Source organism: Vibrio sp. OPT18 (assembly GCF_015163615.1).
In the GTDB taxonomy this organism is placed as follows: Bacteria; Pseudomonadota; Gammaproteobacteria; order Enterobacterales; family Vibrionaceae; genus Vibrio; species Vibrio coralliirubri.
Map to the genome: position 1 here is coordinate 34,991 of NZ_JADDYK010000023.1, position 18,145 is coordinate 53,135.

The following is an 18,145-nucleotide window of genomic DNA, read 5'->3' on the forward strand; positions in this document are numbered from 1 at the left end:
ATTTGACGCTCAGCCAGCTCAGGAAGGTCGATTGGGCCTTCGTTTGTCCATGCGATGTTGTGCAGTAGACCGAAGATGCCGTCCAGCACCGTACCGTGTGGTTGTACTAGGCGGTTAGAGATAAGTTGTAGCTTTAGGAAGCCTTCAGCAATTGATGCTGGCTTCTCGTCAGTAGCAAGAACAACAAGAACAAGTGGCTGTTCAGACGCTGCCGCTTTTTCTGCGAAAGATGCGTTAGCTGCATCGTCGTTTGCTGCGAATGCTTTCGCCAGTTCTGCGCTTTGTGCAGCAGAGATTTCGATAGCTTGGTTGCCTTCAGAGTAACCTGATACTTCTGCCACAGCCGCTACAAGAGTGTCGCTTGGGTTTAGAAGTGGGTTAGGGAAGAACGCTTCAATGATTTTATTGTCGCGATTTTTGGTTGCCGTACCGAAGGCTAGTGAAAAGTAAGCCATGTTGAATCTCCATGTGTTGAGTCTTGATTTTGCTATTCCAAAACAACGACTCGAATAACAAGCGCTGCCGTTAGCAAAGTTAATTTAATTGCGTTCATCATAAAGAGAGCGCCCTCGTTATGAAAGGGCGCATTGGGATAAAGTCTGTAAAATGATATTGCTTGTCTTTTGGGAGATAGTTTTCATTATCCGGATACTATACCTCGCTTTTAAATATGGGCGTGCTTACTGAAGTAACGCGGTGCCATTTCATTTCCACACCTGACACTTATCTCTAGCCCACCCTCTTGTTAGCAGTATCAATAGAGCGAGTCACACTTTCTTTATAAATTCATGTTTATTATCAGAATTGTTCGACTTCTGTTGATTAATCGTTTGTGCCTACAGTTAGGGTAAATACTCAATTTTTCAGACGTGTAATTAAGATAACGATCACTAAAACCCTGCAAGATGTCAGTATATTGCCTGCCATAACGACATTAAAACGATTAATAAAGGATCTTCTATGAATTTTACTAAGTCTTTACTGGTGCTCTCTATCGGTGTAGCGATGGTTGGTTGTGGCTCGGACAGTGACGATATCGCAGTGACATGTGACACTGCCGCTTCTTGTACCAAGTTTACTGTTTTACATACCAACGATAACCATGGTCGCTTCTGGGAAAATAGTAAGGGTGAGTATGGAATGGCGGCTCGTAAGACGTTGATTGATAGTATTCGTGTGGAAGTGACTCAAAACGGTGGTGAGACGATCCTACTGTCCGGTGGTGACATTAATACTGGTGTTCCAGAGTCTGATATGCAGGATGCGGTACCAGATTTTGTTGGCATGAACCTTCTTGGTTACGACGCGATGGCATTAGGTAACCATGAATTCGACAACACTTTGGATGTGCTTGAGATGCAATCTGAGCTAGCTGACTTTCCGATGCTAGCGGCGAATATTTATATCAAAGATGGAGACACAGTTACTGATGAACGCCTTTTCTCTCCATATAAAGTATTCACCATCAACGGCTTAAAAGTTGCTGTTATTGGCCTGACAACCAAAGATACGGCGAAATTAGTTAACCCTGACAACGTCGCGACGATTCACTTTGCCGACCCACAAGTCGAAATCAAAAAAGCCATAAAAGAGATCGAGGCTAATGAAACGGTTGACCTGATTTTTGCTACCACTCATATGGGGCATTACGCTAATGGTCAACACGGCAGTGAAGCGCCTGGTGATGTGCTACTAGCACGCTCTCTGGAAGAAGGTCAGCTAGATGCAATTATTGGCGGGCACTCTCAAAATCCGGTTTGTATGGAAGGCAACGAATATGCTGATTTCAACCCAGGAGATGATTGCAAGCCGGATCAACAAAATGGTACTTATATCATGCAAGCTCATGAGTGGGGCAAGTATGTCGGTAGAGCTGATTTTGAGTTTTATGACGGAAAGCTGCATTTAGCGAAGTACGACCTGATACCTGTGAACTTAAAAGAAAAAGATGAAAATGGTGATTACCAATTTATCCAATCTGAAATTGAACCTAATTCAACAGTAATTGCTACTCTTTCCGCCTATCAGCAACAAGGTCAAGAGTTGTTGGATGTCATCATATCGAAAACCGATGCGAAGCTTGAAGGTGACCGTGATGTTGTACGCGCAGAGCAAACCAACCTTGGTCATTTATTAGGTCACGCTTACCGTACTTACGATTTAGTGGACGCTGACTTCGGTGTGATGAATTCCGGTGGTGTTCGTGACTCAATTGCGGCAGGTGACATCGCTTATCGTGATGTACTTACAGTCCAACCTTTTGGCAATTTTGTAACCAAAGCAACAATGACGGGTGCTGAAGTAAAAGCGTATTTAGACGTTGTTGCGACTAAGACTGCAGGATCAGGTGCTTATGCCCAACTCGACAATATTAGCTTAACGGTTGACTGCGATTTGAATGATGTGACCATTCGAGACATCAACGGCAAAGGCTTTGACTTGGCAGACACCTACACTTTCTCCGTGATCAGTTTCAGTGCTGCTGGTGGTGATGACTACCCAGTAATTGACGTTGAATCTACACAGTTAACGGATGCCTCGGTACTGCGTGAATTCTTTGTTAAGAACCCTGATGTCACTGCAGCGAATTACGCACCAGCGGATGGTGATCTAATCTACATGAGTAAAGGTTTAGAAGTAAAAGGCTGCCCTGCGAACTAATTTATAATTCGTAAACTAAAGCGCCAGAGAAAATAGCCAGCGAATCGCTGGCTATTTTTGTATCAGAATTTCGTGGTTTGGGCGCTAAACGAACAGTGCCTTATGAGCTTGTTCAATACCTTCAATCAGCATCTGCATACCGATAACGGCGAGTATCAAACCCATCATTCGGGTAATTACATTCAATGCACTTGGTCCAACGGCTTTAACGAAGCGCTCGCCGAATACAAACAATACGTAGGTTAAGGCACACAATAGGCCGAAGGCGACGATGGTGATGATGGTTTCGTAGATGCCTTCGGTGCTGGCAAAGTTCATCGCGGTGGCAATGGTGCCCGGTCCGGCTAATATTGGCATTGCCAGTGGCGAGACGGCGATACTGAGCGCCGCATCTTGTTGGGCGTCTGAGTTGACCTTCTCTTTCGCTTTAGAGTGCGTTGAGTCACCTTGCAGCATATGAAAGCCAATCAAGAACACGAGGATCCCGCCAGTGATGCGAAGTGCGTAAAGCGTGATACCAAAGAGGTCGAAGATGAGCTTCCCCGACACAGCAAAGGTACTGACGATGATGAAGGCGATGAACACCGAGCGGAAAGCGATAGATTTGACCGTCTCCCTATCATTGTCACCCGTTAATCCAAGAAAGATTGGTGTGTTGGCGATAGGGTTCATGATGGCAAAAAAGCCCATGAACACGGTAATGGTATGAATGATGAGCTCTTTCATATTATTCCTTTGAAAATATGCAGTTAAATACGACAGCAGAATGTATTTAATCTTAGATACAAATAATTATTAGAAATAGATAGTAGAGCAAGTGTGAATAAAAAACAGCCAGCATAAGGCTGGCTGTTTGGTTTTAGTGATAGGTGTAGAGTTTTAGTCGTTCGTTATTGCTTGATTCTCAACTAACAGGCAGGTTGTGGGGCTCATTTTGCCGTTATGCGTTTTGAGATTCACTCACTGCCACAGCCAATGCAACCGTCGCCCCGACCATTGGGTTGTTGCCCATGCCGATGAAGCCCATCATCGCTACGTGAGCAGGAACAGAAGAGCTACCTGCGAACTGCGCGTCAGCGTGCATTCTGCCCATGGTATCGGTCATGCCGTAAGACGCTGGACCTGCTGCTACGTTATCTGGGTGCAATGTTCGACCTGTACCGCCGCCTGAAGCAACTGAGAAGTATGGCAAACCTTGGCGAGTACGTTCTGCTTTGTAGATACCCGCGACTGGGTGTTGGAAGCGAGTTGGGTTGGTTGAGTTACCCGTAATACTGACATCCACTTCTTCTCTGTGCATGATAGCCACACCTTCACGCACATCATCAGCGCCGTAACACAAGATGTCGCCGCGAGGGCCTTGTGAGAAACGGCGACGTTCAGTTTCAACAAGTTCACCGGTTTGGTAATCGTATTGAGTGCGCACGTAAGTGAAGCCGTTGATGCGCGAGATAAGATAAGCCGCATCTTTGCCTAGGCCATTTAAGATCACTTTCAATGGGTTTTTGCGTGATTTGTTGACGTTTAGCGCAATTTTAATCGCACCTTCTGCTGCAGCAAAAGACTCGTGACCCGCTAGGAAGGCGAAGCAGTGGCTCTCTTCATTGAGAAGACGAGCGGCTAGCGCGCCATGTCCAATACCAACTTGGCGTTGTTCCGCAACACTGCCGGGTTTGGTGAATGCTTGAAGACCTTCACCAATAATATTTGCCGCTTGTTCTGCGCTGGTGGCTTTACGAAATAGCGCCAGTGCTGAGCCAAGGATATAGGCATCGGCAGCGCTTTCAAAAGCGATAGGTTGAGTGTCCATCACTAATGCTTTTGGGTCGACATTATGTGATAAACAGTATTGGTTTGCTTGCTCCAAAGAGTCGAAGTTCATTTCTGCCAATACGCGAGTTACTGATTCATTAAATTGAGTGTTCATCATATCTTTCCTCTAAATTGGCAAAATTACTGTTGGCGTGGGTTAATAGTGGTCACGGCTTCATCGAAGCGGCCATAGGTCCCTGTCGCAAGGTCGGCCGCTTCATTGGCTGACACGCCTTGGTTAATCGCCTTCATCATTTTGCCGAGGTTGAGATATTCGTAGCCAATCACTTCGCTGTGATCATCAAGTGCAAGCTTGGTCACGTAACCTTCTGCAAGCTCTAGGTAACGTACGCCTTTTGCAGCGGTTGAGTAACTGGTACCCACTTGGCTGCGCTGTGTTTGACCTAAGTCTTCTAATGCAGCGCCAATTTCTAGACCGCCTTCAGAGAAAGCTGATTGAGTTCGACCGTAAACAAATTGCAGGAAGATTTCACGCATGGCTACGTTAATAGCGTCACACACTAAGTCAGTATTTAGGGCTTCAAGAATGGTTCTTCCGGTGAGGATTTCTGCTGCCATCGCGGCTGATTGAGTCATGCCTGAACAGCCAATTGTTTCGATTAGTGCTTCTTCGATGATGCCGTTTTTTACGTTCAGCGTTAGTTTTGCTGCACCTTGTTGTGGTGCACAAGTGCCGACGCCATGGCTTAAGCCAGAAATAGCGATGACATCTTTTGGACTAACCATAGCGCCTTCAACTGGAATTGGTGCTGAAGTGTGTAGATCACCCCTTTGAATAGGGCACATTGATTGAATTTCTGAAGAGTAGTGCATAATGTTTTCTCACAGTTAGAGTCGTTGAAGACCTAGGGCGTTGAGAAAACAGGACGTGTTGGAAGAGGTGCGGCTAATTCACTACAGATCTTGAGTATCGATAATCCAAAGGCGTCATGGAGCTTGGTCTTAATAGACTAAGTCCATTTCAAAATGGAGGAATAGCGATACATCCAACAGTATTACCTGTTTTCGATTCTGTAGGAGTCATTAGCACGGTTCAAAAGAACGGGCGGTTGAAGCAAAAGCTTAGGTGGAACCCCATCACCTGATGGCTATAGATTAGATCTTTATCACACTTTCATGCAAGCGAATGTTTAGAGCAATTTCGACTATAAACAAGCTTCATTATATTTCGATAAGTATAAAAAAACGCCAATAACGAACTCTGATTAGAGGCGTCATTGACGTTTTTTAGAAAGCGAGCAGCTAGTTACGCTGCATCTTCTTCTGCGTCTTCAACAGCTTCAAGCTTCTTAGCTTTTTTCGGAGCTGGTTTACGCTTAGCACCTAATGCGTAAAGAACTTCTTCTTTGTTCTTCGCTAGGTACATTGCAAGTTCTTCTTGCTTGCCTTCATCTTCAACTAAATCGCTTTTGCCTAAAAGTTCAAAAAGCTCATCAGCCATATCCAGCATTTTGTCGTATGCGTCGGCTTCGGCTTTAGAGGTAAAAGTCATTTTCTCTTCTCCGTTGCGTTCCACCACGTACTTGACGATAACAGCCATGGTTAATCCTCTAAGTTTGATAAATTTTACTGGCTTTTTATACAGTTTTTGATGCTAAAAGTCCAGTTGGAGCCCTAACTATGCGGCCTCAATCTTGATGTGTAGCCCAGTCTTCACAATAACTCATGAAAGATTTCAGCAGCGGGCTCTGGTATTTGTCTTTGTGTACCAGCATCCAGAAACGTCGTTTCATGTCGAGTGGCACATCAAGCGCTTTTACTCGGCCTGAATCAATCGCTCGTTGTGCTGCCAATCGTGATAAACACGCGAATCCAAGATTGGCGGAAACTGAATTGATGATCGCCTCTGTGGTATTGAGTTCAAAAGATTCATACCAATGTTCGATGCGCGGTGCGACGGCTCGTAGGAAAAACTCACGAGTCCCTGAGCCTGATTCACGTAAAATCCAATGGCTGTCTTCTAAATCGCTTAAAGTTACTTTTTCTTTTGAAACGAGAGGATGTTGATTACTAACAATAATACACATTTCATCGCTGCTAAACTGACTCGAAATGAGTTCTGGGTGTAATGTTTTTCCTTCAATTAGCGCGATATCAAGTTCATAATCCACCAACTTTTGGCAGATTAACGCACTGTTTGAAATGAACAAGCTTTGATCCTGATGTTGAGTTCGTTCGCGAAAGCCTGACAAAATAAACGGTGCGACCTGATTACCAATCGTGTCACTCGCGCCGACCTTTAGATTGCCACTTAAAGGTTGGTCATCACGGAACAAAACATCAATACCAGCAGCACGGTGTAATATCTCATCCGCCAATGGAAGTAACTTATGTCCCTCTTGGTTGAGAATTAATCGGTTGTTGACCCGGTCAAATAGAGAGTGGCCGAGTTGTTTCTCCATTTCGCCTAGTGCCATGCTGACAGCGGCCTTAGACAGAAACAGAGCCTCAGAGGCTGCGGTCAATGTCGAGTGCTGGGTAATAGTGACGAACACTTTGAGTTGTTTAATTGAAATATTAGCCATCAGATTCCTAGTTTTACTCTGCTGGTGAAAATGGATTCTGTTCAGTATTGATGAACACTTGTTATATATAATTGGATATTGTTTAACGAAGCGCAAGCGTATTATGGCTTCAACAAGCTGATGAGTTCACAAGTTTAGTGAATTAAGTTTAAGAGAGGCTGACATGATTCAACGTATTAAATATAGATTAACAGGAGCTCCAACACCCATGGCAGGGTTAGCACTAGCAATCGCAAGCTTAGGCTGGTGCTGGGATGGTGTATTAGTATCACAAGATATCTTACATACACCGGGTTTGGTTCAATGGGTAAGCGCAGCGATTGCTGGATGTTTGCTTCTTGTTTTGGCTGTGAAGTTTTTGATTCACGGACATTTATTGCGTGCAGATCTTGCTCACCCAGTCGTGGGAAGTGTTGTACCAACGTTTGCGATGGGTTGTATGGTTGTTTCTGCTTCTTTGGCACCAATTTCGACCTTCCTCAGCGAAAGTGTTTGGTTGGCATCTGTGGCATTGCACGTGGTGTTCTTGGTGAGCTTCCTATACCACAGAGCAAAACAGTTTGAGATCCACCACATGGTGCCAAGCTGGTTTGTGCCACCAATCGGTATTATTGTTGCGGATGTTTCCTTCTCTGGTAACCCGACTCTAGAGCCTGTGGCAAACGCTGTTTTGGTCTTTGGTCTGTTGATTTATGCGGTAATGTTACCTGTGATGATCTACCGTTTGATCTTCTCTCATGAAGTGCCTGACGCAGCGAAACCTACCATTGCGATTATGGCTGCACCTGCAAGTCTATCTCTAGCAGGATACCTAACGGTTTCAGCAGATCCTTCGCCAGTTATCATCGGTCTATTGTTTGGTATTGCAGTGTTGATGACGTTCATCATTTACGCAGCGTTCTTCAAACTACTTCGTTTACCGTTTAGCCCAGGTTATGCCGCATTTACCTTCCCAATTGTGATTGGTGCAACGGCGTTATTCAAATTGGCAGCTTGGATGCAAACTGTTGGTGTGGAAGCTCACTATGTGGATCAAGTGTTCAACCTAGCGTATCTAGAATTGATTGTGGCAACGTTTGTAGTGGGCTATGTGGCGGTTCGTTATTACATGAATTACAAACCTCATCGTGTTCTAAGCGCGGTAGGCAGTAGATTATAAGAAGCAATAGTTCAAAAGATAAACGGACCTTAAGTTTTCAGTATTTCATAAGCTTATATTCCTAATCCAAACTCGGCACTTATGCTAATCTGGCTTTATATTGTGGCAAGATTAGCGTGAGTGCACTTTGTTTACTGTTTACCATTCCAATAAAGTTGATACTTTAAAAATCCTTCTCGTTCACTTAATCAAAAGTGACCCTTTAGCCAATCCCTTCGAAAAAGAGCAGATCTTGGTTCAGAGCCCAGGTATGTCTCAATGGCTTAAGATGGAACTCGCCAAAGAGTTTGGCGTAGCAGCAAATATCGATTTCCCACTTCCTGCAACCTTCATTTGGGATATGTTTACCCAAGTGCTTCCTGATGTACCAAAACGCAGTGCTTTTAATAAAGAAGCGATGACGTGGAAGCTGATGAGTTTGCTACCCGCTAAGCTTGATCACCCTGATTTTCTTCCTTTACAGCGCTATCTTGAAAACGACGAAGATGATTCGAAGTTGTACCAATTGGCAGAGAAAATTGCCGATATCTTCGATGGGTACTTGGTGTATAGACCTGAGTGGATGGCGATGTGGGAAGCGGGAGAGCCCGTTACAGAATTGATAGATAGTGAAGGGCAGCAAGAGCACCCTTGGCAGCCGACTTTGTGGCAAGCTCTCTATGACCAGACCCTGTCTCAAGGCCAATCTAAATATCACCGTGGCAACTTGTATCACGACTTCATTGAAGCGCTAGCTAATCAACAAGGCCAGTTGCAACATCTGCCTAAGCGCTTATTTGTGTTTGGTATTTCTTCGTTACCTCCTCGCTATATGGATGCGTTGAAAGCTCTTGGTGAGCAGATTGATGTGCACTTGATGTTTACCAACCCTTGTCAGCATTACTGGGGCGATATTCGAGACCGTAAATACTTGGCGAGAGTCGAAGCACAGCGCCGCAAGCAGTTTGCTCTGGTTGATGGTTTACCTCATCTTGAAGGCGAAGCCTCACCATTGAAAGATGGCATTGAAGCCAATATTGAAGACGAACTGCATACCAGCCAAGCGGTCGGTAATAGCTTGCTGGCGTCTATGGGTAAATTAGGCAGAGATAACCTGTTCTTGCTATCTCAATCAGACAGTGAAGAGCACGAATTCTTTATTGATGTTGAGAGAGATAATCTACTTCATCAACTACAAGCCGATATTCTCCAGCTCGAAGAACATCAAGACGACCACATCTTAGATTCCAGCCACCATAAGCAGGTGGTTGAACTGGGTGATCGCTCGTTGACGGTACATGCTTGTCATAGCCCAATGCGTGAGGTTGAAGTCCTTCATGATCAGCTGTTGGCCATGTTTGATGTCGACCCGACACTGAAACCACGCGATATCATCGTGATGGTGTCTGACATTAATGCTTATAGCCCAGCGATTCAGGCGGTATTTGGTAATGCCCCGGGTGAGCGCTATATCCCTTACTCGATCTCAGATAGAACCGCCGACCAAGAAAGTCCAATACTGACCGCCTTTATGCAGCTGGTCGCGCTACCGAGTGCGCGTTGTTTAGCGTCTGAGTTGCTAGAGCTATTAGAAATCCCAGCGATGATGGCACGCTTTGGTATTGACGAGTTTCAATTCGAGCAAGCCAAGCAATGGGTTGAAGAAGCGGGTATCCGTTGGGGTGTTGATGCTTCAACTGCGACAGAATTTGATCTACCTGCGACCGAGCAAAATACCTGGCTATTTGGTATTCAGCGCATGTTACTGGGCTATGCGATGTCGGACTCTGCGGGCTTGTTTGAAACCGAACACTCTCCAATTGCCGCTTACAATGAAGTTCAGGGTATTAACGCTGAACTTGCTGGTAAATTAGCGCACTTTATCGATCGTATTGCCCATTACCGCCAACGCTTAACTGAAACACAATCTATCGATATGTGGCGTGAAAACTTGCTGCAAATGATTGATGACTTCTTTGCAGTGGAGCTAGAAGGTGAGGTGGTGCTTAAGTCGATTCGTGATGCACTTTCGCAACTGAACGAACAGCTTGATGATGCCTTGTACGAACAAGAACTGTCGCCAAGCATTATCTACCAGTACCTCAATAATAAGTTATCTGGCGCCCGTATCAGTCAGCGTTTCTTAGCGGGACAAGTTAACTTTTGTACCTTGATGCCGATGCGTTCTATTCCGTTCAAAACCGTCTGTTTGTTAGGTATGAATGATGGTGTTTACCCTCGTTCAATGCCGCCAGAAGGTTTTGACCTGATGAACGGGCGCACTCGTCCCGGTGACCGTTCTCGTCGTGATGATGACCGCTATCTATTCTTAGAGGCGATGCTGTCGGCGCAAGAATGTTTGTACATCAGCTATGTCGGCCGCTCTATTCAAGATAATACCGAGCGAGTGCCGTCGGTGTTGGTGTCTGAATTGATTGAATACTGCCAGCAGAACTACTGCCTAAGTGAAGACCAAGCACTACCAAGTGACGATTCTGGTATTAATCTGACTCAAGCGATCAGCTTTGAGCACACCATGACACCGTTCAGCCCCGCTGCGTTTACTCAAGGTGACGCGAGCCATGTATTGAGTTATGCCAAAGAGTGGTTACCTGCGGCTAACCGTTCCGGTGAACGTAGTGGTGAATTCAATCGTGCGTTGGATGACTATTTGCTTGGTGCGACTTATCCATTGGAGCTAGATCTGGTTGAGCTGCAGCGTTTCTGGCGCTTACCAGTGCAATACTTCTTTAATCGTCGCCTAAAGGTGGTATTTGAGCCCCCGCTTCCGGTAATGGAAGACGATGAACCGTTCGTGCTTAATGGTTTAGAAAGTTTCCTACTAAAAGACGCTTTGCTTCAAGTATTACTCGATCATCCTGAAGGGGCGGATGAAGCGGTTCGCTTGTTTGTCTCTGAGCAAAAAGCTCAAGGTCGATTACCGGTTGGCGCTTTTGGTGATATCGAATTTGAAACCAACCGCGTTCAAGCAGAAGACTTAGCCAAAGAGATTCGATTTGTGAGCGGCTCGCCGCAGCAAGATCTCGAAGTGAATATCGAGTTTGACGTGTTAGGCGAAGGTAAGCCTGTTCGCTTGATGGGGTGGTTAACTCAAAACTATCAATCAGGTCTGGTGCGTTTCCGTAGCGGAAAAATACGCTCTCAAGATTACTTGGCTGCGTGGATTGATCATCTATCCTGCGCTGTTATGGGGCACGGAAAAACGACCCATATTATTGGTTATGACAGAAAAGAGGGCGTGGTTCACCAAACGCTACAACCTATCGGCGATGCGCAGCAAGCGAAGAGTATATTAGCTGAGTTAGTGCGACTGTTCTATCAAGGTATGACTGCACCACTGCCGTATTTCCCGAAAACCGCCTTGGCCGGCGTTGAAGCGGGCTTTAGCCGTGGTAAATGGGTCGATGACGAAGAAAAGTCGCTCAAGAAAATGGCTGATACCTTTAATGACAGCTTCGCTTTTACGGGCGAGGGCAGAGATACTTACATCTCACGTATTTGGCCTAAGTGGGATGATGAACTGGCTGCTCAATCACGTATGTACTCGACACTTGTGTTGCAGGCGGCAAGGTTTGCAGCAGCCGATATGGAAGATCAGGAGTAGGTGGCTGTGATCGACAAGATCAATAGCGAGTGCGCTGAATTAATGAAAGATAAAAGAGAGTCGCTGCTAAGCATTTTGGATGCTTACTTTCCAGGTGAAGGGAATCAAGGTGAGGGTAAGCAAGGTACAGGAAATAAAGTGGCCGCCAGTAAATCATTATTAGTGTAGGGCGTTCGCTGTACGGCCACAGGTCAGAGGGACCATTATTCTGTGGTTCAAAGTAACGTCGTAAAGTACAAAACTCGTACGCGCTTCTGAACTCGTGGGCGCATAGTAGCGAGGCGATCCGAATTGATCCGTGAGAGAGATCGCACTAACTATTAACAAATTAGCGTAGGACGTAAATTGAATGACGTTTTCCACGCTAGGTCACATTTATAGCAATAGTCACATTTTTAACAGACTCATCTATCAAAAGGCAGTAAGGCATGACGACCACAAGCAGTGTTCAGGTAATCGCTCCAAAAACACTCGATACCATGACGTTTCCACTTCATGGCGCGCGTTTAATTGAAGCATCGGCGGGTACGGGTAAGACATTTACCATTGCTGGCTTGTACTTACGCTTACTGCTGGGGCACGGTACAGCTGCGCCACAAGGCGATCTGACTGAAGCCACACGACACAATGAGCCACTAACCGTAGACCAAATTCTGGTGGTGACCTTTACTGAAGCGGCAACGGCTGAGCTGCGAGATCGTATCCGCGCGCGAATCCATGATGCACGCATTGCGTTTGCACGTGGGCAAAGTGACGACCCTGTGATTGCTCCTTTGTTACAAGCCATTGATGATCATGCTGGCGCGGCTAAAACTCTGCTTAATGCTGAAAGACAAATGGACGAGGCCGCGGTATACACCATTCACGGTTTCTGTCAGCGAATGTTGACCCAAAATGCCTTTGAATCAGGAAGCCGCTTTGATAATGAATTTGTGACCGATGAAAGTCACCTAAAAGCACAAGTGGTTGCCGACTATTGGCGTAAACAGTTCTACCCGCTGCCCATTCAACTCGCGGGCGAAGTGCGAAATATCTGGGGTTCTCCCGCTTCGCTATTAGCAGACGTAAATCGTTATCTGACAGGATCTCCGCTGAAATTAACGGTAGATGCGATGTCGGGCGACCTGCAAACTCTGCACAACCAAAACCTAGGTAAAGTGAAGCAACTTAAAGCGCTGTGGTGTGAATCTGAAGCGGACTTTTTGGCTTTGATCTCTGGCTCGGATGTGAACAAGCGCAGCTACACCAAGAAGTCTTTGCCGACTTGGTTAGAAGCGGTGACTGCATGGGCACAAAGCGACACTCATGATTACCAGTTTCCAGATAAATTAGAGAAGTTCTCACAAGCCACTCTAATTGAAAAAACATCAAAGGGCACCGCGCCTCAGCACGCGGTGTTTGAGGCGATTGAGGACTTCTTAAATTCTCCAGCAGATCTAAAAGCTCCGTTGCTGGCGCATGCGATTACCCATTGTCGAACTATGTTAGCCAAGGCGAAACAACAGAAGCAGTGGCTATCATTTGATGACTTGCTGACTCAGTTGTCGGCGTCGATTGATGTGGATGAGCAATCCTTGCTGGTGGAAAGAATTCGCACGCTTTACCCGGTGGCGATGATCGATGAATTCCAAGATACCGATCCGCTTCAATACAGTATTTTTAGCCGAATCTACCTTGATAGCCCGCAATGCGGTCTGTTTATGATCGGTGACCCGAAACAGGCTATCTACGGTTTCCGTGGCGCGGATATCTTTACTTACATTAAGGCAAGAAACCAAGTTAGTGCTCACTATACGTTAGGCACTAACTGGCGTTCGAGTGCTGACATGGTCAGTGCGGTAAACCAAGTGTTTATGAATTCAGATAGCCCGTTTATCTACGACCAAGACATTCCATTTCTGCCCGTCGCTGCCAGTCCATCGGCTGATAAACGTCAATGGGTAATGAACGGAGAAACTCAGCACGCACTGACCTTTTGGTTGCAAGATGCTGAAGATAAGCCATTACCAAAAGGCGAATATCACAAAGCAATGGCTGAGGCGACCGCGAGTCAAATTCAAACCATTCTTACCGCTTCTCAAAATCAACAAGCCTATTTTGATAACGGCAAAAAACAACATGCCGTGAATGCGGGTGATATTGCTGTTTTGGTTCGAACCGGTAGTGAAGGTCGCCTGATCAAGAACGCGCTATCGGAGCAAGGCATTGCGAGTGTGTATTTATCCAACCGAGACAGTGTGTTTACCAGCTTGGTCGCGCAAGATATTCAACGCCTGCTACAAGCGGTGCTGACACCTGAAAACGATCGTGCATTACGCGCCAGTTTGGCGTCGGAATTGTTTGCTTTGGATGCGGCATCATTAGATGAACTCAACAATGATGAAGTGGTGTGGGAAAACGTCGTTAACGAGTTTAGAGAATATCGTAAGTTGTGGCTTCAGCGCGGCGTGTTGCCAATGCTTCGCAGCGTGATCAGTAAACGACATCTCGCGGAACGCTTACTGGAAGAAGAAAATGGTGAGCGCTCACTCACTGATTTAATGCACATTGGCGAATTGTTGCAACAAGCAAGACAAGAACTCGACAGTGACTATGGCTTGTTGCGTTGGCTGGCAGAAGCGATATCAGATGCACAAAATGGTTTAGGTGGCAGTGACGACGACATTCAACGCCTTGAATCAGAAAGAAACTTGGTTCAAATCGTTACCATTCATAAGTCGAAAGGCTTGGAATATGACCTCGTATTTTTGCCGTTTGTCGCGAGCTACCGTGAAGCGAGCGAAGGCAAGTTCTACGATCATGATTCAGATACTACCGTGCTTGATATTACTGGCAGCAACAGTGCCTTAGCACAAGCCGATAAAGAGCGATTGGCAGAAGATCTACGTTTGATTTACGTAGCGCTGACTCGAGCGGTCTATGGCTGTTTTATTGGTATGGCACCGCTACGTAAAGGGCGTTCAACCAAAGAGCCAACTGGCGTTCACTTGAGTGCTATGGGCTATTTGGTTCAAAACGGACAAGAGCAAGGCATCGCCGAGTTGCATCAAGCTCTATCTGCAATTGAGGGTAAGAATTCAAGCGTACTACTGTCTGAAACTCCGACTGCTCACGAGCACGTTTTTGTACAAACAGAGCAAGTGAGTGACGACTTACAGGCCAATGAACTTAAAGCTTCAATTGACCGAGCTTGGCGTATCACCAGTTACTCGGGGCTTGTAAAGCAAGGCAGTCACGGTGCGAGCCATGATGCGACAATTGAGGTGTCTGGCTTCGATATTGACTCGGCGGATGAACAAGATGAGTCGGAATTGATTGAACCTGAACGTTCTATATTCACGTTCCCTCGAGGCGCTCGTCCGGGGACCTTCTTGCACACCTTGTTTGAGGATGTTGAATTTACCGAGCCTGCGACCAGCGAACACAACACGCAAGTAATCACTCACTTATTAGAGTCAGAACAATACGAACTCGAGTGGCTGCCCGTGCTTCAACAACTGGTCGATACGGTGCTGAACACCGCATTGGATGGTAAGAACTTAAAACTAAGCGAGAAAGACTCAACGCAACGATTAGTCGAGATGGAATTCTTATTGCCGATCGAAGTGTTGGCTGCATCTGAGCTCAATCAAACCATTCAGTATCATGATCCCTTGTCGGCAAAAGCGGGTGACCTAGGTTTTCAAACTGTACAAGGCATGCTGAAAGGCTTCATCGATTTGGTGTTTGAGCATCAAGGTAAATACTATGTGCTCGACTGGAAGTCGAACCACCTAGGTGATGACATTTCCGTCTACCATGGTGAGGCATTGAAATCGGCGATGGCCGACCACCGTTACGATCTGCAATATCAAATCTATGCGTTGGCATTGCATCGCTTCTTACGCAGTCGCGTTGCAGATTACAGTTATGAACAACATTTTGGTGGGATTTATTACTTGTTTTTAAGAGGAATGGACGGCCAATCTCAACAAGGTATTTTCTCGACTAAACCTACATTGGCTTTGCTCGATGAAATGGATCAATTGATTGACGGTAAAGTGATAGACAGACGTTCAGCACAATTGAATGACAATGAAACTGGACAGATGGGGCTTCTATAATGACAACAACGACCACTAATACCGGCATGGAAACTGCGAACTCTGTAAAGCCAGTTTCACTTATCCCTGAACAGCTCATGGATGTACTCAAGTTCCTTGCGGATAAGGGCTCAATTCGTCAATTGGATTATCAGTTTGCCCGTTTTATTACGCAGCAAGCGACGAGTCACCCTCAAGAGATCGGCTTTCTGGCTGGGGTAGTGAGCCATGAATTAGGCAAGGGGCACATTTGTACTCAGCTTATACAGCAGCATACGGCAGCCCCTGAACTAATGGCAGATCTTGCTCAGTTACTTGGTTTGTATGGTGAGACGGCATTGCAACTGAACCAGAAATTGTTAGGTATTGATTGGGCGACGGTTCTGCAATCATCTAACCTAGTTGGCACAACCAATGATTGCGTTAAGCCGCTGATGTTCGATGGGCAACGTGTCTATTTACAGCGTTATTGGAATTACGAAGTTGTGTTGGCTGAGACTCTAAACCGTTTAAGTAAGCCAGTAGAGTTCAATACTGAGCAGAAAAAAGCGCTGACTGAAACGCTCAATCAGCTTTTTGCACGTAGCTATCACTTTCTGTTTAACGCGTTAGCCAAGGCTGAAGCAAGCCATCACACCTCTCAGGTATTACGTCAACAATTGGTGTGTGACCATCTTGATATTGTGAATGAGCAGGCTCTAGATTGGGGAGCAATAGACCAAGCGATTGTACAAGCTAAGCAAGTGACAGACTTAGATGTGTTGGATGGTTTGGTTCCGTTATCAGCATGTTTGAACTGGCAAAAAGTCGCGGCAGCGGTGGCGCTGAGTCGTCGCTTTGCGGTGATTTCCGGTGGGCCGGGTACCGGTAAAACGACCACAGTAACCAAATTACTGTCGGCGATGGTCGAGCAATCGCTCAGTCAAGGTAAAACACCGACGATTAAACTGGTGGCACCGACGGGTAAAGCAGCGGCGCGTTTAACCGAGTCGATTGGCAAAGCGATTGAACAGCTGCCATTAGCGCCTGAAGTAAAAGCCAACATACCAACTGAATCGAGCACGTTACACAGATTACTCGGCGCGATTCCTAACCGTGCTGAGTTTAGGCATAACCGACGCAATCCACTCCACCTTGATATCTTGGTAGTGGATGAAGCTTCTATGGTTGATCTGTCGATGATGTATAAGCTGGTGGATGCACTTCCTGAGCACGCAAGGCTCATCTTATTGGGTGATAAAGACCAACTCGCTTCAGTAGAGGCAGGTGCTGTGCTCGGTGATATCTGTTCATTCAACTCTGCAGGGTACAGCACAGCGCAAGGCAATTTGATTGCAGAGATGACAGGTTTTGATGCGATAACTAAACCAAGACAAGACAAAGCTGGAGCGGTGAATCCGCCTGCGATTGCAGATAGCTTGTGTATGCTGCAGAAGAGTTATCGTTTCGATGCGCGTTCCGGTATCGGGCAGTTGGCAAAAGCAATCAACAACGGCTCTGCGAATCAAGTAGATCAAGTGTTTGGTAAAGGGTTTGGCGATATCGAAAACCACCCTCTGTCGAGTGACAGCTATAACTTGATGCTGCGTACTTTGGTTAACGAGTATGGTGCGTACCTCAATAGAATGAATGTGCCGTTGGAAGAGTTAGAAACTCAAGAAGCGAGAGCGAAATCGGTACTCGATTTGTTCAGCCAATGCCGACTGTTGTGTTCCATTCGTGAAGGGGATTTTGGTGTTAAAGGCCTCAACCACAGAATTGAAAGAGCACTGGCCGCAAGGCGTTTGGTGAGGCCTCATAATGATGAACTGTGGTATCACGGGCGTCCTGTTATGGTGACGCGAAATGATCATGGCTTGGGTTTGTATAATGGTGATATTGGTATCTGTATGCTCGAAGCCGATTCAATTAATCTAGAGTCACATGAGGCAAGTTCGGCACCTCGATTGAAGGTGTATTTTGAGTTGCCAGACGGCAGTGTGAAAGCCGTGCTCCCAAGCCGAGTGCCCGATCATGAAACAGCTTATGCAATGACGATACATAAATCTCAGGGTAGTGAATTTGATCTGACCTTAATGATCTTACCGCCAGACTTCAGCCCTATTTTAACGCGGGAGCTTATCTATACCGGTATTACACGTGCTAAGAAACGACTGATGATGTTCAGCGATACAAATGTGTTGAAGCGTGGGATTAAGGTGAAAACAGAGCGAGTGAGTGGTTTAGGCAGTCGCTTAACGAATTAGTCGTTATGGACGCTAGAGAAGGGCTTGAACTTAGG

The 18,145-nt window shown here is 46.0% G+C and carries 11 protein-coding genes, 1 pseudogene and 1 riboswitch; of the genes and pseudogenes, 6 read left to right on the forward strand and 6 right to left on the reverse strand.

Translation table 11 applies throughout. The features are described 5' to 3' along the window. Window positions 1-455 (reverse strand): annotated as a pseudogene (locus tag IQQ51_RS26645) (2,3,4,5-tetrahydropyridine-2,6-dicarboxylate N-succinyltransferase); the annotation flags it as partial. A 505-nt stretch (window positions 456-960) separates the two neighbouring features. Here IQQ51_RS26645 and ushA point away from each other — a divergent pair. Next, complete coding sequence (ushA, locus tag IQQ51_RS04560) at window positions 961-2,661, forward strand: bifunctional UDP-sugar hydrolase/5'-nucleotidase UshA (RefSeq protein WP_193840490.1); 1,701 nt, start codon at window positions 961-963, stop codon at window positions 2,659-2,661. Between the two features lie 84 nt (window positions 2,662-2,745). Here the strand turns inward: ushA and IQQ51_RS04565 are convergent, their stop codons facing one another. The 5 genes from IQQ51_RS04565 to IQQ51_RS04585 form a co-directional block, all read right to left on the reverse strand. Further along, window positions 2,746-3,387, reverse strand: coding sequence for a MarC family protein (locus IQQ51_RS04565; protein ID WP_048614308.1), 642 nt, complete (start codon window positions 3,385-3,387; stop codon window positions 2,746-2,748). A gap of 214 nt (window positions 3,388-3,601) precedes the next feature. Next, window positions 3,602-4,591: a GGGtGRT protein gene (locus tag IQQ51_RS04570; protein WP_065676367.1), complete on the reverse strand. Its 990-nt coding sequence runs from the start codon at window positions 4,589-4,591 to the stop codon at window positions 3,602-3,604. 23 nt (window positions 4,592-4,614) lie between these two features. Beyond that, a complete protein-coding gene (locus IQQ51_RS04575; RefSeq protein ID WP_017079913.1) occupies window positions 4,615-5,307 on the reverse strand; it encodes an iron-sulfur cluster assembly scaffold protein in 693 nt (230 codons plus the stop codon). 194 nt (window positions 5,308-5,501) lie between these two features. Further along, a riboswitch (Fluoride riboswitch) is annotated at window positions 5,502-5,585 on the reverse strand. Between the two features lie 155 nt (window positions 5,586-5,740). Then, window positions 5,741-6,034, reverse strand: a complete 294-nt coding sequence (locus tag IQQ51_RS04580; protein ID WP_008223840.1) for a YebG family protein — start codon at window positions 6,032-6,034, stop codon at window positions 5,741-5,743. Window positions 6,035-6,122: 88 nt separating this feature from the next. Next, the gene (locus IQQ51_RS04585) at window positions 6,123-7,019 is read right to left on the reverse strand and encodes a LysR family transcriptional regulator (protein WP_048608012.1); all 897 of its coding nucleotides are present in this window, start codon (window positions 7,017-7,019) and stop codon (window positions 6,123-6,125) included. Window positions 7,020-7,182: 163 nt separating this feature from the next. Here IQQ51_RS04585 and IQQ51_RS04590 point away from each other — a divergent pair, with 163 nt between their 5' ends. From IQQ51_RS04590 to recD, 5 genes are all read left to right on the forward strand, one after another. Next, entirely contained in the window at window positions 7,183-8,178 is a 996-nt protein-coding gene (locus tag IQQ51_RS04590) for a TDT family transporter (protein WP_050633773.1), read from the forward strand. Window positions 8,179-8,305: 127 nt separating this feature from the next. After that, complete coding sequence (gene recC, locus IQQ51_RS04595; RefSeq protein ID WP_193840491.1) at window positions 8,306-11,782, forward strand: exodeoxyribonuclease V subunit gamma; 3,477 nt, start codon at window positions 8,306-8,308, stop codon at window positions 11,780-11,782. Window positions 11,783-11,788: 6 nt separating this feature from the next. After that, window positions 11,789-11,950, forward strand: a complete 162-nt coding sequence (locus IQQ51_RS04600; RefSeq protein WP_193840511.1) for a hypothetical protein — start codon at window positions 11,789-11,791, stop codon at window positions 11,948-11,950. 260 nt (window positions 11,951-12,210) lie between these two features. Then, a complete protein-coding gene (recB, locus tag IQQ51_RS04605) occupies window positions 12,211-15,885 on the forward strand; it encodes an exodeoxyribonuclease V subunit beta (RefSeq protein ID WP_193840492.1) in 3,675 nt (1,224 codons plus the stop codon). After that, window positions 15,885-18,110 carry an exodeoxyribonuclease V subunit alpha gene (gene recD, locus IQQ51_RS04610; RefSeq protein WP_193840493.1) on the forward strand — a complete coding sequence of 742 codons (2,226 nt, stop codon included), beginning with the start codon at window positions 15,885-15,887 and terminating at the stop codon, window positions 18,108-18,110. Before recB ends, recD begins: the two co-directional genes overlap by 1 nt. Window positions 18,111-18,145: the final 35 nt, after the last annotated feature.